9 protein-coding genes are annotated in these 22290 nt (G+C 60.1%); 8 read left to right on the top strand and 1 reads right to left on the bottom strand.

Features of this window, described 5'->3' with window-relative positions:
* Positions 1–13 precede the first annotated feature (13 nt).
* Both mobF and AC13F2_RS01810 read left to right on the top strand, forming a co-directional pair.
* Positions 14–2938: a MobF family relaxase gene (mobF, locus tag AC13F2_RS01815; RefSeq protein ID WP_482964133.1), complete on the top strand. Its 2925-nt coding sequence runs from the start codon at positions 14–16 to the stop codon at positions 2936–2938.
* 79 nt (positions 2939–3017) lie between these two features.
* The gene (locus AC13F2_RS01810; RefSeq protein WP_482964134.1) at positions 3018–3920 is read left to right on the top strand and encodes an HNH endonuclease; all 903 of its coding nucleotides are present in this window, start codon (positions 3018–3020) and stop codon (positions 3918–3920) included.
* Positions 3921–3930: 10 nt separating this feature from the next.
* On the opposite strand, the gene AC13F2_RS01805 is transcribed toward AC13F2_RS01810, so the two are convergent.
* Positions 3931–4566 carry a S24 family peptidase gene (locus AC13F2_RS01805; protein WP_006832465.1) on the bottom strand — a complete coding sequence of 212 codons (636 nt, stop codon included), beginning with the start codon at positions 4564–4566 and terminating at the stop codon, positions 3931–3933.
* A gap of 473 nt (positions 4567–5039) precedes the next feature.
* Between AC13F2_RS01805 and zorA the strand changes: the two genes are divergently transcribed.
* The 6 genes from zorA to AC13F2_RS01775 all read left to right on the top strand — a co-directional run bounded on the left by zorA (position 5040) and on the right by AC13F2_RS01775 (position 22268).
* Positions 5040–6965, top strand: coding sequence for an anti-phage ZorAB system protein ZorA (zorA, locus tag AC13F2_RS01800; RefSeq protein WP_482964135.1), 1926 nt, complete (start codon positions 5040–5042; stop codon positions 6963–6965).
* Between the two features lie 68 nt (positions 6966–7033).
* A complete protein-coding gene (locus AC13F2_RS01795) occupies positions 7034–7693 on the top strand; it encodes an OmpA/MotB family protein (RefSeq protein ID WP_482964136.1) in 660 nt (219 codons plus the stop codon).
* Positions 7690–9096: an EH signature domain-containing protein gene (locus AC13F2_RS01790; RefSeq protein WP_482964137.1), complete on the top strand. Its 1407-nt coding sequence runs from the start codon at positions 7690–7692 to the stop codon at positions 9094–9096. The genes AC13F2_RS01795 and AC13F2_RS01790 overlap by 4 nt, the downstream gene beginning before the upstream one ends.
* Positions 9090–12905: a DEAD/DEAH box helicase gene (locus AC13F2_RS01785; RefSeq protein ID WP_482964138.1), complete on the top strand. Its 3816-nt coding sequence runs from the start codon at positions 9090–9092 to the stop codon at positions 12903–12905. The genes AC13F2_RS01790 and AC13F2_RS01785 overlap by 7 nt, the downstream gene beginning before the upstream one ends.
* A 110-nt stretch (positions 12906–13015) precedes the next feature.
* Complete coding sequence (locus AC13F2_RS01780) at positions 13016–16315, top strand: STY4851/ECs_5259 family protein (protein WP_482970444.1); 3300 nt, start codon at positions 13016–13018, stop codon at positions 16313–16315.
* The gene (locus AC13F2_RS01775) at positions 16302–22268 is read left to right on the top strand and encodes a DEAD/DEAH box helicase (protein WP_482964140.1); all 5967 of its coding nucleotides are present in this window, start codon (positions 16302–16304) and stop codon (positions 22266–22268) included. The genes AC13F2_RS01780 and AC13F2_RS01775 overlap by 14 nt, the downstream gene beginning before the upstream one ends.
* The last annotated feature ends 22 nt before the right edge of the window (positions 22269–22290 follow it).

Raw genomic sequence — 22290 nt, 5'->3', positions numbered from 1 at the left:
AGGATTAGACTGGATGCTTTCCGTCGCCAATGTGCGCTCCCCTTCGGCTGCTGCGAGCTATTTCGCGGCAGACAATTACTACACCGGCGCCGATGCCGATCGTTCCGGAACCTGGGTCGGGAAGGGAGCGGAACGTCTTGGCCTTGAGGGGCGCGTAAACGCCGAGCAGTTCGATGCCTTGCTGCGAGGAGAACTTCCAGGCGATATCCAGGTCGGCAACGCGGGCCAGGCCCACAGGCCGGGAACCGACCTCACATTCTCACTGCCGAAAAGCTGGTCGTTGCTTGCGCTGGTGGGCGGCGACCAGCGGATTATCGATGCCTATCGCGAGGCCGTCATCGAGACCTTGCGCTGGGCAGAAAAGAACGCGGCGCAGACCCGGATGGGCAGTCAGGCTGGCTACGGGAAGGTCGCGACAGATAATCTGACGATTGGTCTTTTCCAGCACGACACCAACCGCAATCAGGAGCCAAACCTGCATTTTCACGCGGTCGTGGCGAATGTCACGCAAGGCAACGACGGGAAGTGGCGCGCGCTTCGCAACGACAAGCTTTGGTCGTTCAACACCCTGCTCAACTCGATGACCATGGCGCGCTTTCGTCTGGCGGTCGAGAAAATGGGCTACGAAGCAGGGCCGGTTGGGAAGCATGGCAATTTCGAAGCAGCGGGCATCGCCCGCGAGCAGGTGATGGCCTTTTCGACGCGGCGCGAAGAAGTCCTCGACGCGGTACGCCAGCTGGGTGAGAACACTCCGAAAACTCGCGACATTGCTGTGCTCGATACAAGGAAAAGCAAGGCGCCCGTCAGGGACCGGGACGGCCTTCTCGATGCATGGCGGCAGAGAGCCCGGGAAGTCGGGATTGACCTTTCCGGTCTCATCGATGCGTCGCAGATGCGGGCTGCAACGAAAGACATTCCCAGCTCGAAAGAAGGGAGCCTTCTTCAGCGTGGAATTGCGAAGCTGAGAGAGTTCGCGCAGCGGATCAAGGGCGATCCGGCTGATCCGCTAATCCCTGCCCATGTCCTCAAGCAGGATGCGCCTACCATCGCAGCCGCGCAGGCTGTTGCTTCCGCAGTACGCCATCTCTCGCAGCGCGAGGCAGCGTTCCCGCGTGAGGGATTGCTGAAAGCGGCGCTTGATTTTGGGCTGCCGACGACGGTGGATCACGTCGAAACCCGTGTGAACGCATTGGTCAGAAGCGGCACACTCGAGTCCGGCAAAGGCGAACACAGAGGCTGGCTGGCGAGCCGGGAGGCGCTTGACCTTGAAAGCACCATTATTGCGAATGTCGACCAGGGACGAGGTGCGGCGTTGCCCATCCTGGATCGACCGGACGCCGCAGAACGGGTTCAGGCAGTTGCCGCGATCAACCACGGAATTTCGCTCAACGAAGGGCAGGAGGATGCGGCGGGCCTCGTGCTCTCATCGCGTGACAGGATTGTAGCGATCCAGGGCATTGCCGGGGCGGGCAAGAGCAGCGTGATGAAGCCGGTCGCCCAATTGCTCCGCGAGGAAGGCAAGCAGGTGCTGGGGCTCGCGGTGCAAAACACGCTCGTCCAGATGCTCGAGCGCGACACCGGCATCCGTTCGATGACCATCGCCCGCTTTCTCGCGCAATGGGGCAGGCTTCTGCACGAGCCGGGAAATGCCGCGTTGCTGAGTGAGGCTCGGAGCGCGCTCGGAGACCATGTCCTAGTGCTCGACGAGGCCTCGATGGTGTCGAACGAGGACAAGGCCAAGCTGGTACGGCTGGCAAACCTAGCCGAAGTCCATCGCCTGGTTCTCGTCGGCGACAAGCGACAGCTGGGCGCCGTCGACGCCGGTAAGCCCTTCGACCTCGTCCAACAGGCCGGGATCGAGCGCGCCAAGATGGATGTGAATTTGCGCGGCCGCGATCCAATCCTGCGGCGAGCCCAGGCCGCCGCGCAGGAGGGACGTATCGACGATGCGCTCCGGGCGCTTGCGCCATCAACCATCGAGGCTCGCGGGGACAGCGCGATTGTTGCTGCCGAAAACTGGCTTTCGCTCAGCCCGGCGGATCGGGATCGGACATCGATCTACGCGTCGGGACGGGCCTTACGGTCTGCGGTCAACGAGGCTGTCCAGCGCGGACTCAAGGCCAATGGCGAGCTCGGCTCACGATCGGGACGGCTGACCGTTCATTCGCGGGTGAATGTGACACACGAGGAGTTGCGATACCTTCGCACTTACCAACCGGGCATGGTCCTCAACCTTCGCTCGCGCGACAGCTCCCAGAAACTCTCCAAGGGCGACTACACCGTCAAAACCATCGATCATGCGCGCAAGCAGCTCGTGCTTGAGGACAGGAAAGGACGGCTTCGCAAGTTCAATCCCGCGCGCTTGCGACCGGGCGCAAACGATAGTCGGCTGTCGCTCTTCGATCGCAAATCGCTGTCCATCATCGAGGGTGACAAAATCCGTTGGACCGACAACGACCACAAGCGCGGGCTGTTCAACGCCGACCAGGCGAGGATCGTGGCCATCGACACAAAGGGCGTCCTGGTGGAGACATCAGCGGGCAAGGAGCTCCGCCTGAGCCGCGGCGACCCCATGCTCAAACGCATGGACCTCGCCTATGCCCTCAATGCGCATATGGCGCAGGGACTGACCTCTGATCGCGGGATCGCGGTGATGGACAGCCGCGAACGCAATCTCGCCAATCGGCAGACCTTCCTGGTCACGGTCACCCGGCTTCGCGACGGCCTTACCCTGATAGCGGATAATGCCGAGAAACTCGGCCGGGCCATCAAGTCTAACAGCGGCGAGAAGGCATCGGCCCTCGAAGTAACGCAAAGGCTCAAAGCGGCGGCTGCCAAAGGCCTTTCACAGGACAAGGATGTTGGCAGCGCTTCGCCTGCAAGTGACAAGCCCGAACTCACCAAGGAAAGGGTAAAGCCTTTCGAAATCGGCATTTGATCACCGACGGCCTGGACGATTTCCGCGTTACCAGGCACGATACGTGTTCGAGAGAAGTGCGGAGCGTGGCCGGTGAAGGGTGTTTTCGAGATCAGCGGCAATTCGCGCTACGACGACCTCATCACCGAGCGATATCATTTCCCCTCGCAATATCTTCCCCAAGGCCCGCCAGCTTGAAAACGACTGGATCCTCTACCGCGAAACCCGCGTATCGGGCGGCCGGATGGCCTACATCGCGACTGCTTTCGTCGAGCGGATCGATCCAGATGAGGCTGATCCAACCCATTACTATGCGCGCGTCAGGGACTATCTACCCTTCGATGATGCGGTCTCCTACCGCGACAAGGACGGACGCTTTGCCGAACGCTTCCTTCGCGAGATGGCCCGTCCTGGCGATGCTGGGAGGACGCTGCGCGGCAAATCGGTGCGCACGCTCGATGGCGATGATTTCGTCGCAATCGTCAATCAGGGCCTGAGCGAGACACTCGATCCGGACAACCGGATCAGGCTCGAGCTCGACGAGCGGTACATCGACGATGCGACCGCCGCGCTGCTGGCCGATGATTTTGGCAAACGCCGGATCGAGCAGATCCTGGTGAACAAGAAAATCCGGGCGGCCAGTTTCCGCAATCAGGTTCTCGACGCTTATGACAGCACCTGCGCCGTCACGGGATTGCGGATCCTCAATGGTGGCGGGAAAGCTGAGGCACAGGCGGCACATATCTGGTCCGTCGCCGATGGCGGACCCGACGTGGTACCCAACGGCGTGGCACTCTCGGCTACGGCCCATTGGCTGTTCGACCGACATCTCATCACATTCGACGACAACCTGTGCCTGCTCGTATCGCACAACAAGGTGCCGTCCGACCTGTTGAAGCTCTTCCCGCCTTCAGGACAGAAGATCAGGCTTCCGGTCGATCCGCGGGATCACCCCAGGCCGGACTTCGTTGCCAAGCATCGCGCGCGTTTTGCGGGGTTCTGATCAGGTCGGATCAGACCGCGCGCCCGAACCAGATGACACGGCCGACCACCTGAATTTCGGACCGGTCGACATCATCCCAGCTGGGATAGGCCGAATTATCGCTACTAATCGTGATCTTGCGGCCACCGGGCTTGAGCGTCACGCGCTTGACGACCAGCGCATCGTCGGCGCGCAGGACGTAGATGCCGTCACGTAGCCGCGAACCCTGGTCCGACGCATCGACGAGCACTTCGTCGCCATCGCTGAGTGTCGGCTCCATGGAGTCGCCCAGGACGTGGATGATCGAAAGGCTGGCACTCTTTGCTCTGGTGAGCCTGGCAAGCCAGCGTTCGTCGAAACCGAAGCGGGTATGGGCAGTCTCGCTTTCGGCAATCGCTCCAAAGCCCGCCGACGCATCGACATTGAGCACAGGTATTTCGATCAACCCATCACGCATGGGTGCAGGCGGTCCGCCAAGCACTTGCTCGTCGACCCCGAAGAAGCTGGCAAGCGTACGCCGGTCATCGTCATCCAGCTTTCGCGGCGAGCCGCGCTTGATGAACTGCTGAATATAGGACGAGTTTCGTCCGATCATCCGCGAGATCGAGGAATATCCGAGCCGTCGCTGCTGGATCAGGCGATCAAGCTCCTCTCTGACATGTTCCATCGTGTCGTTCCTTCTGACGGTCTGAGGAGAGAAGGAAATCTCCTAGACTCGATGGAACCTTCCTACTAAGAACAAAACAGGAACACAAGTGCTGAGTGAGTCGAGGAAGGCCATGAAATTGCTGGATCGCATTGAGCGTCATTTGAAGGAATCGCACATGTCGGCGACACGTTTCGGTCGTCGGGCGGTTGGCGATCCGCGCTTCGTGCTTGACCTACGAGCTGGTCGCAGGCCGCGCAGAAGGACTATCGAGAAGGTGGAGTACTACCTGAAAACAAGAAACCCGCTTCAATAGTTCTTCGAAATTCACGAAATTCTCATGGGTTTGTCGCAACCTGCCTTGGCGCGAGCTCTGCGGTCCGATACCGTCTGGCTCATTCAGGGTTTCTCCGTCCGGTTGCATTTCGCAAGCTTGGCCTGCTTCCGCACCGGTTCGCAGGAGCCCGTTACCTTTACGGGCTTCTGGGGGCTGCATGGAAATTACCGAATGGCTTGGCCATGGGCTGATCTACTTCTTCACGGAAATCCCGCTCATCGGCGATGCGATGGCGGCATTTCTGGCGATCGTGCTGATCGGAACAGCCTTCGCAATCGCGTACCGTTACAAGCGGCAATATCATGCCCCTCTTGCTGATGCGATCGACGCCCGCGTTCGCCTGCTCGACGAGATAACCGGCGGCAGCACTGCCGATGTCGATCAGGCGCGCCTCGAGTTCGCGCGCCGCTTCAATGATATCGACGCCCAGATGATGGAGGCGAATGACGCTGAGGCGCTTCCGCTGCGCAGAACCTGGGAGGAATATCGCGAAACGATCGTCGATCCCTCGGCCGATGTTCTCCAGAACTCCGCTCGTCCCGAACACTTCTTCGTCAATCTTGGCGACCGTCATCGCGGGCTGAACTGGTTTGCGAATATCTTCATCGCCATCGGCCTGTTGATCACCTTCCTGGGGATCATCGCAGCTCTCTCGACACTCGACTTCAGCGGCGGTGTCGATGCGATGCAGGAGCGGCTCAATGATCTCATGAAGGTAGCGGGAGCGAAGTTCTGGGCCTCTGTGGGGGGCATCGTGGCTTCCATCGTCCTTCGATCCTATGACTACCGCTTCGGCAAGCGCATCAATGATGGGCTGTCCATGCTGTGTGACAAACTCGAGCATGGAATGGCCTATCTGCCGCCGCAACGGATCGCGAGCGATCAGCTGGCACAGCTCAAAGAGCAGACTCCGGCACTCCGCACCTTTTCCGAACAGCTTGCTGCCGCCCTCGACGGGGCCTTGGAAAAGCAGATGGCGCCCATGATCACGCACCTGGGGTCGATCCAGCAGGGCATCGACAAGATCAGCGGTGGCGGGGGTGAAGCCGTCCGCGACGCGATCGCTTCAAGTGCCGGTGCAGAGATGGCGGGCCTCGCAGATGCCATTGGCGCAATGACCGTCTCGATGGCCACGATGTCCGAACGTATCGAAAAACAGACCGGCGAAGCTGACCGCCAGATCGAGGAAGCTGTCAGGCGCTTTGGCCAGGTTTCGGAAGAGATGCGTTCGGCTTTTGGCGAGCTCAACCGCAATTTTGGCGTCGTAGCGGACCGCATGCGCGAAGAAAACGAGCAGGCAAGCGAGCTTGCCAGGCAGCGGATGGACGAATTGCTGAGCAATCTTGGCAATACGCTCGACGATATGAAATCCGGCCTCGCCTCGGCGGCCAGCCAGATGGGTGAAGCCTCGGCACGCGCGGCGAATGACGCGGCCCGGATCGGCCAGGAGGCAATGGAAAAGTCATTTTCCGAGTTCGTCGAACGGTTCAACCAGACCGGCGGCCCGCTGGTAGGCAGCATGAAAGACGCGGGCGATGCCATTTCTACGTCTGCGGACCGTCTCTCGACCGCACAAAGTGCTATCGGAGATCACGCGCGAGCGATCGAGCAGGTCGCTGCTCGCTCGAGCGATCTGGCGACGGCGTTCGGAACGGTTGCCAACGACGTTGAGGCGGCAACCGCGCCTGTACGCCAATCGGCAGTCTCAATAGCCGAAGCAGTCAAATCGGTTGAGACCATCGTTTCCCGAAATGCGCAGTCATCCGAGAGCGCTCGTGACGAAATGCGGCAGCTTGCGGCAGCGCTAAGCGAAACCGCAAGTGCGGCCTCCTCTGCATGGTCGGAATATCGTGCTCGCTTCGAGGATGTGGACCGCGCTCTTGGTGACGCAATCGAGAAGATCTCGGATGCTGCCGGCAACCATGCGTCGAACCTCAACGAACGGGTCGGCCAGATCGATAAGGCTTTGGGCGATGGTGTGGCGCAGCTCGCCGGCGCACTCGAACCCCTCACGACCCTGCGGGATACCGTTGAGGAACTTGCCGGCATCCTTGCAAACCAGAACAGGGAAGCCGCTGAATAATGGAAGGCGTGGTTCGCCGGAAGCCGCCTGAAGAGGGCGAAAGCTATTTCATGTCTATGACGGACATGATGGTCGGCCTGCTTCTTATTTTCATCATCCTGTTGGCCTACTTTGCCCTCAATCTGCAGACCAAGACCGAAGAGCTGACCGGCGCAAACAGGACCCGCGCCGAGATCCTCAACGATCTGCAGCAGTCCTTGAAAGACCGAGGGCTCCAGGTAGAAATCGACACAAAGACCGGAGTTCTGAGGCTCCCCGACGATGTCCTGTTCGACAAAGGCCAATGGGAACTGACGGAGAGGGGGCAGGCCGCCATCAGCAAAGTTGCCAGCGCCATGGTTGAGGTCCTGCCGTGTTATACCGCCTCCGATCTTTGCGAAGGCGAACGCTCGCCGCATTTGATCGATGCTGTCTTTGTCGAGGGACACACGGACTCCGACGTCATGTCTGGTGGCATGAACAACTATGGACTTTCGGTGCGCCGGGCAGAGACGACCTTCACCATGCTCCAGCGCAACCAACCGGCCCTTCGCGGTTTTCTCAATAGACCGGCGGGAGAGGACGGCTCGGCACCGATCCTAAGTCTGAGCGGCTACGGTCCCGACCGTCCCGTCGATCGTGGAGATTCCGAAGAAGCCAAGAAGCGTAATCGTCGGATCGACTTGCGCTTCCTGATGACGACGCCAAGCGCCGGCCTCGACCGCGATATTTTGAGGCAGGAGCAATGAGTTCGCTGCGGTCTGCAATCGCGAGAATGGAGGCCCTGGCATCGGCTGGACTGGCTAAACCTCCGACGACACAGCCTGAGTTGCAGCGACAATTGGCAAAGCTCGATGCATGTGTGGGCGAAGCAGAGCCCGTCATTGAGCTTAAGCCATTCCTGCGAGGAGCGGCCGATACCGGTGCAAACGGGTTACCGCGGTTTCAGCTCAACAGGGTCCTGCGCGGCGCATGGTGCGACCCGGAGTTCGATGAGCTGGGCGTGGCGGCGCTCGAACGGGCCGATGTCGATCATCGGCGCAGTTCCGACCAGGCCGTGATCGATGGCTACCTTACCTATTTCCCGACAGGCCGCTCGATCATGCCAATGCTAGCAGAAGCTGCATCCCGAGCTGCCGTTCGGCATGACTGGGCATGGCGCGAGCGCGGCGCACGGTGGGATCTGTTCAAGCCGCAGATGGGACCAGCCAAAGTGGCGCGCGATTTTGTTACGCGCGATGCAGACGGCATTTCCCATTTGATGCGCGAGACAGGTCTTGGCGCAAACCTTGCGGCGAGCGGGTTTGGTCAGGCAACTTTCGCCGAGACCTGCAAGGCAACCGCAGAGCTTCAGCCTGCAGAGGCAGCCGGCCCGCAGCGCAGTATCCTGCGTATGTTTGATACAGAAGCGCAGGCGGGTCAGTTGGAACTGGTTGTCCGCGCCCTGCTAGAACCCTGGATCAGGACCAAACCCGAACCCGAGCATCGAAAGGCAATTTCCGAGTTTCTGCTCGATCAGGTGGGTGATCCGCGTCTCCAGCGTACCCGGTGGGACAGGATCGTACGATCGCTCGCCGAGTCGATCGGCGAAGAGCGTGCGCGCGAGGTCACTCAGGTGTTCAAGCGCTGGCTTACCGAAGTCGCCATGCGCGAGTTCTTCCGCGCCATCGCGAAGACCACGGATCGGCCTGATCAGTGGAAGCAACGCGAAGCGTTTTGGATTGCATACCTCGATGAAGGATTGGTCACCGACGCATGGCCCGCGCTGGGATCACGCGCGAAATATCAAATCGATTCTCTTATTCGCCAGAGTGGCGAACGACCAGAATACGGTCAAATTCGAGGAGGTCCCTCCCAGTCTTCATCCATCATCATGCAGATAGGCGATCTGCGCATATCGGAATGGAGCGATAACGGATCCTGCCGCTTTTGGAGTGACACCGATCCCGGAGCTCCGAAACTCTACGCAAAGGTCTACGACGGCGGGAAGCTGCGAACCACCAGCGGACGGTCGGATTTCGAGTATGAGTCTCATGTCCCTGCGAGTCCTGGGTGGGAAGGCAAGTTCGCCGGTATCATCCATCGCCGGACATCAATCGCGCATCCCCGTTTCGGGAGAGGCCGGGGCCGCAACTGGAATGATCGATGGTAACGACCAAGTTCATTGCCACACAGAACGAGGACGGCGGTGAGACGATTGCGCTTCTCCGCGAGCAGCCAGGCGGGCTTTTCCGGCGAGCATCAAGCGAAATTGTGCCGGTCTCGGAGTGGCCAAGAGCAGCCCCTGAAGCTGGTCAGGCCGCTCTGGCGCTGGCTCGAGCTCTCGATAACGATGGTCATATCAGCGAGGAGGCGGAAGGCATAGTCCTTCCACCGCAGATCGTTGCCCGGCTCGATGAGGCCGACGCATTCGCCCTCGGCCTTCCTCCGGCCACGTCGATGACCCTTCAGCTTAACTCGGGAGGTTCGCTCGCTGAAGGAACAATCAAAGTCGATACGAAATGGGTCCGCCGCGGTGGTCTGCCGGTTCGAGCCGACATCGCTGGCGCGCGTCTGCGAGAGGGAGGGCGTGTCGGACGAATTCCCGAGCCGATCTATTCGGCCTTCCAGGCCGCACTTGCAGTCAATGCGGCTGATGATCCCGATCAGCGCCGTGCTGCCTTTGCCGAGCTTCGTTCGACGCTCGGAGATGACATCGGCACCGGCATCGAGGCGGATGGCTTTCTCGAGCGTGTCCGGATTGCCTATGCCGCCAATTTTTCACTCAACGCAAAGACCGACCATGGACGTTTCGACTTCGACCCCGTCCTCTTCTCGAGAAACGTAAGCGAGAGCGCTGAGGGTGACCTGGTCGACGAAGAAGAAGCGTCGCTGCTTACCCCGCAGGACAATCAGCATTTTCAGCGCAGGTTCCGGGGTCAGGACGGCGGGCGGCGAAGCTATCTGCTTTCCGACGGAACGCTCCTTTTTCTTGACCCGATGCTGGGCAAGGCCCTGGACATCGTGCGCGCAAAGCAGGTGGGCACCTCACAGGAAAAGCGCGAATTCCTGCGTTCGCCGCAACGTATCCTGCGTGAGGAGCTCAAGCTTGACGCGGCAGGCGATGACGAGGCAGCTGATCGTCTCTTCATCGAGACACAGCAGTTTTCCGAGCGGGTCAGCGGGATCGAGGTCTGGCAAAAGCCGGTCCTACCCTGGATCAAACCCAAGCCGAACAGCTGGCTGCCCGAAGGGTTTGGATTACGGATCGGCGATCCGCCCGACGCGCGTCATGTCGAGTTGGCTCCAGGTGAAGCTGAAACGATCGCAAGCGAAGTCGAGACAGCGATTGACGCAGGCAAGGAAACGATCGCCTGGCGCGACGAAAGCATCCCCGCGACGCCTGCAACCTTGCAGGCCGCGCGAGCAATTGCAGACCTTGAACGTGAGATCGCTGATGAGGTCGAGGGACGCGCCTCGGACAGAACCGAACGCGAGAGCGTCGATATCTTCTTCCTTCAGGTCGGAGAGAATTTCGAGCAGCTGGACTATGCGCGGCTGCCTCGTCCCGACGCTGAAGTGCAGGATTTCGATGCTCCTGGGCTCCCCAAAGGACTGAAATCAGAACCCAAGCCTCACCAGGTGCAGGCGTTCGCATGGTTTGCCGAGGCCTGGGAGCGCCGCATGCCGGGCGTCTTGCTCGCCGACGATATGGGGCTCGGAAAGACCTTCCAGGCGCTCATGTTCCTGCTGTGGCTGCGCAGCAAAACGCCTCATCCGAAGCCCGTCTTGATTGTCGCGCCCACAGGTCTTCTGCGGAATTGGCAGGCCGAGCTCTCGCAGCACATCGAAGCAGATCTCATGGGGCCTGTTGTCGAGGCGTTCGGCGCAAACCTGCGCAATTTCCGTCTCGAGGCTGGGAGCGACATTCGCGGGGGAACCTCGCGTCTCGACGTGTCCGAATGGAATGACGCCGGGATCGTCCTGACGACCTACGAAACAATGCGCGATTATCACATGAGCTTCGCGCGCATTCCGTTCGCTGCAATCGTCTACGATGAAATACAGAAGCTCAAGAATCCTGCCAGCCAGATGACCCGCGCCGCAAAGGCGCTGAACGGCGCAATCCAGATCGCTATGACGGGCACACCGGTCGAGAACCGGTTGCAGGACCTGTGGTCGATTGCCGATACGGTCTATCCAGGTTTTCTTGGCTCGAGCCGGGAATTCGAAAGCAGCTTCCCTGCGAACGATCTCGAGCGCCTTGGCGATCTCCAGCACCGTCTGATCGAGCGCGACAAAGAACTTCCGCCTTTCATGCTGCGCCGGATGAAGGACGAAATCCTGACCGGGTTGCCGGAGAAGAAGGCCCGCAAATATCCGGTCGAGATGCCAACCGCGCAAGCGCAGGCCTACGACCTCGTGCTGGCCAGAGCGCGAGCGCTACGGGAAAGCGGCGAACAGGGTGCGATGCTCAAAGTGCTGCATATGCTGCGCGGTACATCGCTCCACCCGTCACCGCCGCGCGGAATTTCGAACATCGACGAGTACATCGGGCAATCTGGACGGCTGAAGAAGACCTTCGAAATCCTTGAGGAGGTCAGGCAGCGCGGCGAAAAGGCCCTGCTATTCTGCGAAGATCTCGAGATGCAGGCCTTCCTCGCGATGGCAATTCAGGAGCGCTTCGCGCTCGAGCGCCGCCCGATGTGCATCAGCGGGAAGGTTGCGGGCCATAAGCGCCAGGAGATGGTCACTGCCTTTCAGAGTTCGCCGGCCTCATTCGACGTTCTCATCCTGTCGCCAAAGGCGGGCGGCGTGGGGCTCACGATTACCGCTGCAAACAATGTGATCCATCTGTCCCGCTGGTGGAATCCGGCCGTTGAAGATCAGGCGACGGACCGCGCCTACCGGATCGGTCAGACCAGGCCGGTGACCATTCACATCCCGATGGCTGTCCATCCGGACGAAGCGATCGGACCTTCAAGCTTCGACCAGCGTCTCGACGCCCTCATGGAGCGTAAGCGCTCGCTGAGCCGGGGTCTGCTCATGCCGCCGGAGAGCGATCGCGATGTAGAAGACCTGCTTTCCGATGTGCTCGACGGGCGCCCTGCAGAGAACCGTGATCGAAGTAGTGCGTATGCCGCCGCAGGGCAGGTGGACAAGGATATCCAGGACACCGATTACAGCGCGAGTGTTCGACAAGCAGAACCGCCTGCCCCGCCAGTCGCACAGCCGGAAATCGAAGAGCCGACGGGAGACGAGGAGAGTGCTCGCTCCCGCGGACCCGCGAGCGACAACACAGCGAGTTCCGCAAACCTTGATCCGGCTGCGGAGCACGCGGCAGAACCAGGATTAGACGAAGCGGCGCGATCGCAGCCTCACTCGGATCCTGGCGAGACGCCATCGAGCAATGCCGAGCGCAAAAACCGGCGCCCCATTCTCTCTGTGCGTACTCCCGTCGAGGCGGCTGAAGCGCGCGTTCCCTTCGTTCAGCGGGTCGTGTTTGAACAATATGGACACCGCGACTGGACGATTTTCGAGCAGTACGCGCGCGACGCGCGAATTGAACGGCTCGAAATCCAGGACCCCTATTGTTGCGCTGACGAGCAGGCTCGCGGGCGCCTCATCAATTTCATCGGTCGCTTTGAACAGCTCGCTTCGGAAATCGCGGCCGTGCAAATCGTGACATTCGACGCCGATTCCGTGCAGACTCGTGACCCTGAAAGCACGCGTGACCAGCGCCAGGACCTTGAAGATCGGTGGAACCGTATGCTGGCCTCGGTTCCCCTCCACCTCGCACAAAAGTCACGGCGCTCGGGCGGCGACCTGCACGATCGTTTCGTGAGGGCTAAACTGGAGAATGGCGATACCGTCATCTGGGATCTTGGACGGGGTATCGACGGCGTCATGAACGCGCGCTGGTCTTGCGTCGTGAATGCTTTTTACGAGGGTTCGATTTCGACCTCTCGGGCAATGCACTGAAAAACCTGACCTTCATCATTGATTATGAAGTAACGTTCAGAGATGTTGAGGTAAGTGAGGGTGTTGTCTGGCATCCGTGATTGCGAGAGGTGCCGGGGGTGAGTGCGGGGATGGAAGGACGCGATTTCAAATCTGAAATCGACGCGGCGCAAAACGACCCGGTTCGGCTGCGCAAGATTGCCGATGACATTCACGCTAGCGGCGGTTCGCGTATCCTGATGATCCGCGCGATCCAGCTGGCCAGGGCAGCAGATAGCGGACCGCATCCTTTGGGTAAGACTTGCGGGGATCTTGGTTTACCTCGCCCCACCGGACTGCCGCTTTACCGCTACAAGCTCGCACCGGGAATTTTTCAGCGGATCGAAGCAAAGCTCTCTGCCAATCTCGCATCGGATTTGCTGCGGCCGTCGCTAGCTCCAGCTTTCGTCATGTGGGCGGCAGACTGGTTTCGACGCTCCTACCAGGGCGGCATGCAGCGCTGGGCCGATATCGAAGCGGTTTTGAAGCTCCAACTCCCACAATCGGAATGGCGGGCACTTGCAGACCGCGGTTTCGATGCCTGGGGCGTTGAACCTCTTATCACGGCGCACGGAAACCAGCGTCTCTCCAATCTCGCGCGGCATGGGGGCTTTCCTGCGGCGGCAATCGCAGGCGGTGCGACCTGGCCGCGTCGTTTCCTAGAGCGGGCAGTCGGGGAGCTGCTCGGGGCAGACATTCAGGACATCGCTACCGCTGTCTCGATCTGCGAACGCAACGAATATTTGCTTCCCTCAATCTGGCGCAGCCCGGAAATGCACGCAATCTGCGGGGAACTTGCCCTCAAGATCGTCGAGCTTCGTGCATTCATCGACAAGGAAGTGCCAGTTGACGGTCGCCCTTATTCGGCCCGGCTGGACCACGCTTACGAAGACTGGCGCGATGAACTGCCCATGACGCTCGACGGGGCAGCTGCGGGCCTCATCGATACGCTCCTTGAAGCCAGAAAGCTGACCGGAACAGGAAGCATCCGGGTCGGACGTTTGATACGTTCGCAGGATGGTGAATGGCGCGAAAGTCTGGATTTCCATCTCGAAGGTCGCTGGGACGACAAGGATCGTGTGCTGTCCGCAGGAGAATATGTTCGGGTGTTTCTTCAGCCCTCGGGTGCCTTGGCAGACCGTATCTCCGGTCGGCTGGCTTACCTGGAGGTTGAATCAGGCAATTGCTGGATCGCGCGCGCTATGCGCAGCGAAGCTGCGATCGATTTTCCCTTGGACCTCTCCGTCACCGCCGAATTCCATGCGCGCGGCGAAAGACTAGCCCAAAGCTTTGTCCTGCCGGGCGGCAAAGCGGTTGGGGATGGACTGCGGATATTTGAGCGGCGGACCGGAGACACGGAGCTAGGCGCGTTTTCCCTTATCGGTCAGGGGTCGGGTGGTTATCGCGCCGAACCAGTCTTTGTAGATGTACCGCAGGATTGGATGCTTCGCGGCAAGGATAGCAATACCGAGATCGAAGCCGAGGACTTTGCCTTTGCACCTGGTCGTTCGCTCTACCGCTGTGCTGGCCAGATCATTGCCGAGAAGCCCAATGGCGACGCATTTCTGGTGCGGACGGGACAGAGTGCAGATCGTAAGGATCGCCTGACCATAGTCGCCCAAGAGGCGACCGGTGTGCAGGCACCCGGCGGCGAACGGTTGATCAAACATCCGCTGCATGCAGAAGTCGAAGACGGGGTTTCCCGGCGCACTGCAACGCGTGGAGAGGTCGGCTGGCGGTTTGCAGGGGAAAGCACTTGGCGCGATGATCTTGTCAACGCGGGCCCTGGGCATTGCGAGTTCGCCTGGCTCGATGGAGCGACCAAGCACGTTCGAGACCGCACGAATGCACTGGTTCTGCCGGCTGAATTCGCACTCAGCCAGCGGATCAATGCGGCCCATGCGGAAATCCTTTTGGAAGGTTGGACCGGAGAAGCGGTGCTCAGTGATGAAACGCCGATTGCGGACCATCGCTGGCGGGTGCGGATCGATCCGCCCCGACGCGCGCTGCTCGGCTTGCGCCTCACCCCAAGGCATGGCTCCACTTTCGACGTCAATGTGCCTTTGCGATCGAAAGAATGGCTGACGACCTGGGATGGCGAACTTCTCAGGCGCGATACTGTCGTAGGCCTCGCCGATCTTCGTGACACCGTTGCCCGCGCGCCGGGCCGTGCGATGCTGATGGGCGAAGTTGCCCATCACGCTGGAGCATCGCTTGAGGCGAGTTGGAAGGTCGATGTCGAACTGGGCTTGTCGGCTCTGCGGAACGATATTGCCGCCTTGATGCGGCCGCTCGGCATCGATGCCCAGGTCCGGCTCGACTTCCACAACGGCAGCAATGACAACTGGTACGTCACGGAATTCGGCAATTCTCTTGAGTGGGAACCTTCGGGAGGGCTGCGTCCGAAAACGGCCATTGTCGGCGAGGATGTCCGCGTTGGCGGCCGCTTTCTTGGAGCTCCCGAGAATGAGGTGGATTTCGGTCCGTTTGACGGATTGCTTGGCGGCCTCGGAGGGCAATTGATTCAACTGCCGCGATTGCGCGGTCCATGGCTCGTCTATCTGCGGGAAGGTGCTCGCGTCCTCACGCGGCCAAAGTTTATCGACGGCGATCCGGTTCACGACGTGCCGCAACACAGGCTCGGCCGGGCAATGGCACAGCCTCTTTTGCAAGCGCGCGAGGACCTCGTAAGGCTGGCGGAGGAACTGGCTGTCGAGCCCATGTCTTCCGAAGCGACCCAGACCATTCGTGCAGTCATGGACTTGGCGCTGTCGCTCAATGGCTTGCCTCCGCAGACATTCGAAATCTTCAGCAAGTTTGAGATTGCCGGTCCGCTTGCGCCGCTCCTTCTTTATCGCTGCGAGGAGCAACACCTCTCGACGATCCTCGAGCTGTTTGATGGCCTATGCTCAAGCTGGTCTCTTTTGCCGATCAAGGCCTGGGACGCTGCCTTTCAGGCTCAAGGCAATTATCTGGTCAGCCGGCTCGATGACCCTCAGTGGGCGTTGGCAAACATCACGGAACGTCAGAACGAAATCGCGGCGCGTGCGCCGCAGCTTGCGCCACTCATTTGCCGGGACTTCTCGCCGCTCAGCTGGGAAGAGCTTCGCAACCACTTCACGAGTCATACAAGCGAGGGCATCAATATGGATGCCGGCGGCTTCAACCCTTTTCGGCCTGCTTACAGCGAGCTACTGCCAAGAGAGAACTTCGTCGAAGCGCTGATGCGGGTCTTCGATGCTCCTTTCGCCGCTGCTCTGTCCGCTACCGGACGTGCTTCTCTCGAGAAGGAGCAGGTGCTCACCATCAAGGACGTCGAACGACGTCACCCCGACTACTTTGCCAAAGCCTTTGGCTATGCCCTTTCGGAGCTCAAGAATGGCCGCCAGTGATCCCCTCCCTACATCCCGATTGTCGCCGATGGAGGTACACCAGCGGCTGAGGACTGGGCTCGCCGAAGCGGTGGTCTCGCGGGCGGGTATCCGGCACGAAGGACTCAACGCTTTTCTCCGGAGCACGCTTGCCGGTACGGACCCAGCAAACGGTAGCCTCCTTTCCGAACAGCTTTTTCAGGCTGCTCCCGGCTATGTATCCTCAGGAAAGAGCGCCAACCAACTTCAAGCGCTGCTGCATCAGCGCACGATCGAAGCGATCACCCAAACGTCGGATACTGATCTACGCTTCGATTACCCCGCCTACGCGCACCAGCTGGCGACGTGGGAACTGCTCAGCACGCAAGAGCCGCAATCGGTTCTGGTTTCGAGCGGCACAGGGTCGGGCAAGACCGAATGCTTCCTGGTTCCGATGCTCGATGATCTGGTCCGGGAGTCCGCAGAGCAAGGTCCTCTGACAGGGGTTCGGGCGCTCATGCTCTATCCGCTGAACGCTCTTATCGCGAGCCAGGAGAAGCGCCTCACAGCCTGGACCAAGCCGCTTCGCGGCGATGTCCGCTTTGCCCTCTACAACGGATTGATGGGAACGGCGCGGAAGTCTAATCGCGACAAGGCCGAGCACGAGATACCGCATCAGGTTCTTTACCGCGAAACCCTCCGGGCCAACCCACCGCCGATCCTCGTTACCAACCAGACGATGCTCGAATACATGACGATCCGGCGCGAGGATCGTCCTATCCTCGATGCATCAAAAAGGAAGTTGCGCTGGATCGTGATCGACGAGGCGCATAGCTACATCGGCTCGGCAGCGGCGGAGCTCTCGCTCCTGCTTCGCCGTGTGATGAACGCATTCGATGTGACGCCCGATCAGGTCCGGTTCGTTGCGACGTCGGCGACCATCGGCTCTGCGGACGACCAGAAGGCCCGCGAAGACCTTCAGAGATTCCTTGCCGACATTGCTGGCGTTCCGCTTGAGCGGGCGCATGTCGTTGTTGGAAAGCCGCAGCCGGTCGATCTCTCGAAAGTCCTGACAGCGTCCGATAATCCGGCAGCTTCGTCGGTTGCCGAGAGGCTGGAAGGTGAGCCCCAGACCCTGGCCTCGCTCAAAGCGCTCTCGCCGGACGCCGAAAGGATTTTGCTCGATCTGTCGGCCCATAATGCAAGCGAAGCGAAGCCTGTCCTGCCGATGCGAGCGCACAGCTTCACGCGGGCAGTTGCCGGGCTCTGGACCTGCATCAATGTCGATTGCCCGGGTGAGATGCGGCCCAAGGATTGGCCATTTGGCGCCGTACTTTTCGACCATCGGGATCAATGTCCGCATTGCCAGTCGATGGTGTTCGAAATTCAGAACTGCCTCGATTGTGGCGAGCCCTTCCTCCCGGCCGATGACATGGGCGACAGGATCGTACCGCGGCGAAGTGATCATGATGCAGATGAGTTTCGCGAAGATAGCTATCGTGACCGTGATCATGATGATGACGAAGATGAAGATGAGCACGAGGGGATCGGCCATCCGCGTCTGATTGCTATCAACCCGAAATCCGAAGCGACCGCGACCGCTTTCGATGTATCCAGCGGAGAGTTTACTGGCGAGGCGGGGCATTTTCATCTGACCCAGCTGGACGAAGGACGTTGCCCGGCCTGTCTCGGAAACAAGCGGCGCGGGCGACCGGCGGTCTTTCCCTTTCGCTTTGGCACACCGTTCCTCACCCAGAATGCAGCACCGATCCTCCTTGAGGGTGTGTCGCCACATCAGGCGGAGCACGCCCTGCCGTTCGATGGCCGTCAGCTGATCAGCTTTTCGGACAGCAGGCAGGGAACAGCTCGCTTTGCTGCCAATATTGAAACCAACGGTGAGCGGGGCTTCGTTCGCGGCTTTATCTACCATGCCGTTCAGAAGGCTGCCCAGGGTAGCGACCTGACCGAAGAGCGCAGGGAAGAGCTGCTCAAAAAGAAGGCTGCTCTAGCGAACCTCGTGGCAGACATGCCTGCGTTCAAGGATGATATCGCCAAGATCGACGCGGAGCTCGCGGGCGGCGCGGCAACCGGAATATCCTGGAAGGACCTCGTATCCGGGCTCGCTTCTGAGCCGGCGATTGGCATGATGGCCAAGGTCTGGGACCTCGATCGCAGCGAACGGTTTCACGATAACAAGGAAGCCCTGGCCCGCTTCATGCTCTTGCGCGAACTTGCCCGTCGTCCGCGGAACGCCAATGCGATGGAGACGCTTGGCCTGGCACGGCTCCGTTTCCCGGATATCGAGCGGATTGGACCGGATAAGCTACCTGAGCTTGTCGGCCAGAAGGGCTATTCGATCGAAGATTGGCGCGGCTTCCTCTACTACATGGTCGACTATCTTCGCGGCCAGTTTGCCATTGAAGTGGACGACGGTGATGCGCGCTGGATGCCTGGGCGCGCGCGGCCTCGCAATGTGATCGGGCCCGACCAGCCCCCTGGCGCCAAGCGCGACGTCTCCTGGCCTTTGGTCAATACCAAGGGGCGTCAGCCCGACTCCATTCTTCTCTTGGCGTCAGCTCTGAACCTTGACCTTACTTCTCAGCGCGACCGCCATGAAATCAATCAGATCATGCATGCCGCCTGGAATCAGCTGACTCCCCTTCTGTCGGGTGTTGGTGGTACATTCAGCCTGCGGTTGGAAAAATCCGCCGAGGTCGAAGCGGTTGGCAAGGCTTGGCAATGCCCCTTGACCCGGCGTGTCCTGCCCCGCCTGGTCTTTGGCAGGTCACCCAACCTAGTCAGTGCTGGCAAGATTTTCGCTAACAAGCCGGCGCGTGAAATCGAGTTTCCGCGTCTCCCAAGGACAAGGCCTCTCGCAGTGGATGGCCAAAAGGAAATCGCAGCCTGGCTCCAGACCAACGAAGATGTCGCGGCCCTTCGCGAGGGTGGCATCTGGATGAACTGGCACGATCAGGCCGCGCTCGCCACGCCTTATCTGCGGGCCGAGGAACACAGTGCCCAGCAGCCCCCGCACCGACTGCGGGAGTTCGAGGAGCAGTTCAAGGAAGGCGATATCAACCTGCTCGCCTGCTCGACCACCATGGAAATGGGTGTCGACATCGGCTCGATCGAAGCAGTGCTGATGACCAACGTTCCACCCTCGATCGCCAACTACAATCAGCGTGCCGGTCGCGCAGGCCGCCGCGGACAGGGCTTTTCGACAAGTCTCACAATTGCCCGCAATACACCGCTCGATCTTGAAACGTTTGCCGATCCTGCGGGCTATTTGCGCCGCAAGCTCGCATCGCCGCGCGTTTCGCTTGATTCTGATCGGATCGCGCAACGTCACGCGAACGCCTATCTTCTCGCTCATTGGTTTCGCGAAGTTGAGGGGGAGTTTGCCCGGACCAAGACCGGAGATTTCTTCGGCTGTCGCGCTGACCTTCGCCCTTTCGAAGGTCTCGCTCCCGTGGATGCCTTTTGCGAATGGCTCGATCTACCAACAACGGCATCCGCAACCGAAGAGGGTCTGCTGCGGCTCCTCAGGGGAACAGGTCTCGAATACGATAGCGAAATCCGGGGGCATACGGCGGAGATGTTTGGGCAGGAAGCTGCGAATTTCCGGCGTACATGGCAGCGCTTGAAAGAAGATTCGGACGCGCTCGAGGGGGCCGCAAAGAAGGCGATCGATTTTCAGGCGCGGCGGTTATGCAAGGAGTTCCTCTTGAAGGAGCTCGCCAATCGCTCGCTTATCCCTGGAAGCGGTTTTCCGACATCAGTTGTCCCGTTTGATACCCTCTGTGCCGAGACCCAGAAGGCGCAGGATCGCAATCGTTCGGAAGAGGAAGGTGCACGTGATCGGCGCTATGAATGCCCGACGCGCAACGCCGATATCGCCATTCGGGAATATGCCCCGGGGGCAGAGGTCGTCGTAGACGGGCTTGTTTGGAAATCGGCCGGAGTCACCCTCAACTGGCTTAGCCCGATCGACTGTGGCCAACGTGAGCCGCAGAACCTTCGTTGGGCCTGGTGGTGCGACCATTGTGGCGGGGCGGGCAGCGACCACCAGATGCCGGACCAGTGTGCCCATTGCGGCGAACGAAGCATTACCATTGAGCAGTTTCTTGAACCGGCTGGGTTCCGCGTCGACTGGAATGCGCAGCCGCATGCCGACACCGATCAGGCTGTCTACATCGAACCCAAGTCCCCGAAGGTCAGTGTCGGTGATGCCCTGTGGCAACCCATGCTGCAGCCTGAAACCGGTCGGATCCGGGCTTCGCATGAAGGTTACATCTACCATCACTCTCGCGGACCCAATGACAAGGGCTACGAGATTTGCCTGGAATGTGGGCGCGCCGGGGATGCTGGGACAGACGCTCTCAAAGACCATTGGCCACTTACGCCGAGAGATCGAAGGGCGATAGATCGTTGCCCGGGCAATGACGAAGGTTATGCGATCACGAGCGCTCTTGCGCTGGGCCATGAAGTTCTAACCGATGTCGTAGAGCTGCAATTGCCTGGATTGGAAAGTGACGGTGCGGCCTGGGCGCTTGGCGCAGCCTTGCGGGAGAGTCTTGCGCGCTGGCTTGGAATCGAGCCGCGCGAGCTTGGAATTTCTGTGGCAGCTCGAGACGGCAAGCTCGGTCGCAGAGTGCCGTCGGTCTATATCTTCGATGAGGCATCTGGAGGTGCCGGATACGCTCCGAGACTTCTCGACGACATCTATCATGTCTTCGAGCGAGCGGCCCGCGTCCTCGATTGCCCCAAGGAATGCGAGATGGGGTGTTCGGCCTGCGTCCTCGCTGCCGATCTCTACAAGCAGCAGGGACGTCTCGACCGGCGGTCTGCGCACCTCGCGGTCCAAGCGTTTCTCGAGACAAATGCTGAACTGCCGCAGGAAGATCGTGCGGTCCCCGATGCTAGGGCAATCAATGACGCGGCAAACACACTCCTTTTGAGAGCGCGAAGCGGAGACAGCATTTCGGTCCTGTTGCCCACCGTGTTCGATCTTGCAGAGCTGACTTCGACCAAGATGCGCACCTTCTTTTCTGCCGCCTCGGCCCGCGGCGTTCCGGTGACGCTCGTGCTTGATCCGAGTTCCTTTGATAAGCTCGAAGAGGTCGAACGGCGCTTTTTGCGCGATGCCTCGGTGCGGTTCGAATTCTCTTTGGCCCTGGGCAAAGGAGAAGACGCACCCTTTGAGAGCAAACGCTTGGCCGAATTGATCTCGTCTGATCGTACCACAGGGTTCTTCTCCCGCGATGCGAACGCGGCGCAGCCGGGGGAGCGATGGGGTCTGGGTGATACGCATGCTGTCGTTGCCGGTACTCTCAGCGGCCCCACCGCCTACAGCCCGATCAACCCGGATGATCTGGAGCGACAGGTTGCGGCTGGTGATCAGGTCGAGCTGATGCAAGGTTTTGGGCAATGCCCGGTTGGCCAATTTGGCAAACGCTTTGGCTCGAAACTGAAACAGCAGATGGAAGCGGCTGGTGTTTGGAGGCCTGGCAGTCTTGTGCGGATCACCTACGCCGACCGCTACCTGAACTCTCCGCTGACCATGCTCCTCTTCCTGCGGACGTGCGAAGCTCTATCCGCTGACTTGAAGGCGGATAGTCCCGTTGAAGTCGATATCCTGGTTCAGCCACTAAAGAACGATCGTAGTCCTTATCAGATCAAACACGATTGGACTTATGAGGATGACCGAGCGGAAGTAGCCGAGCTTTTGGGAGAAAAATTTGGCCTCGATGTCGATCTTCAGGTCACGCAAAATTCCGACCACGGCCGCAAGCTCGAGCTTGAATACGTCGATGGTCAAAAGGTCCTCGTGCTGCTCGACCAAGGGTTTGGATATTGGCGCATAGCGGGTAGCCCGCCGCGGCATGACTTTCGTTCGGCACCCGCTGCGCAGGCGAGTGAGCTCCTACGCTCATCGACTGCGGTCGCCGGCGTTGGGGAAAGCTATTTTGCAGTGAAGAACGTCAGGGCCAATTGAGCGTGGATTGCCACCGCAGAGG

It is taken from the genome of Qipengyuania sp. L-5Y, from assembly GCF_056859455.1.
Note: the sequence above shows the minus strand (reverse complement) of the source record. Positions and strands in the feature narration are given on the sequence as shown.

Coding starts and splice junctions, on each gene's coding strand:
- mobF (WP_482964133.1), top strand. CDS start 14: ATGCTTTCCGTCGCCAATGTGCGCTCCCCTTCGGCTGCTGCGAGCTAT.
- AC13F2_RS01805 (WP_006832465.1), bottom strand. CDS start 4,566: ATGGAACATGTCAGAGAGGAGCTTGATCGCCTGATCCAGCAGCGACGG.
- zorA (WP_482964135.1), top strand. CDS start 5,040: ATGGAAATTACCGAATGGCTTGGCCATGGGCTGATCTACTTCTTCACG.
- AC13F2_RS01795 (WP_482964136.1), top strand. CDS start 7,034: ATGGTCGGCCTGCTTCTTATTTTCATCATCCTGTTGGCCTACTTTGCC.
- AC13F2_RS01790 (WP_482964137.1), top strand. CDS start 7,690: ATGAGTTCGCTGCGGTCTGCAATCGCGAGAATGGAGGCCCTGGCATCG.
- AC13F2_RS01785 (WP_482964138.1), top strand. CDS start 9,090: ATGGTAACGACCAAGTTCATTGCCACACAGAACGAGGACGGCGGTGAG.
- AC13F2_RS01780 (WP_482970444.1), top strand. CDS start 13,016: ATGGAAGGACGCGATTTCAAATCTGAAATCGACGCGGCGCAAAACGAC.
- AC13F2_RS01775 (WP_482964140.1), top strand. CDS start 16,302: ATGGCCGCCAGTGATCCCCTCCCTACATCCCGATTGTCGCCGATGGAG.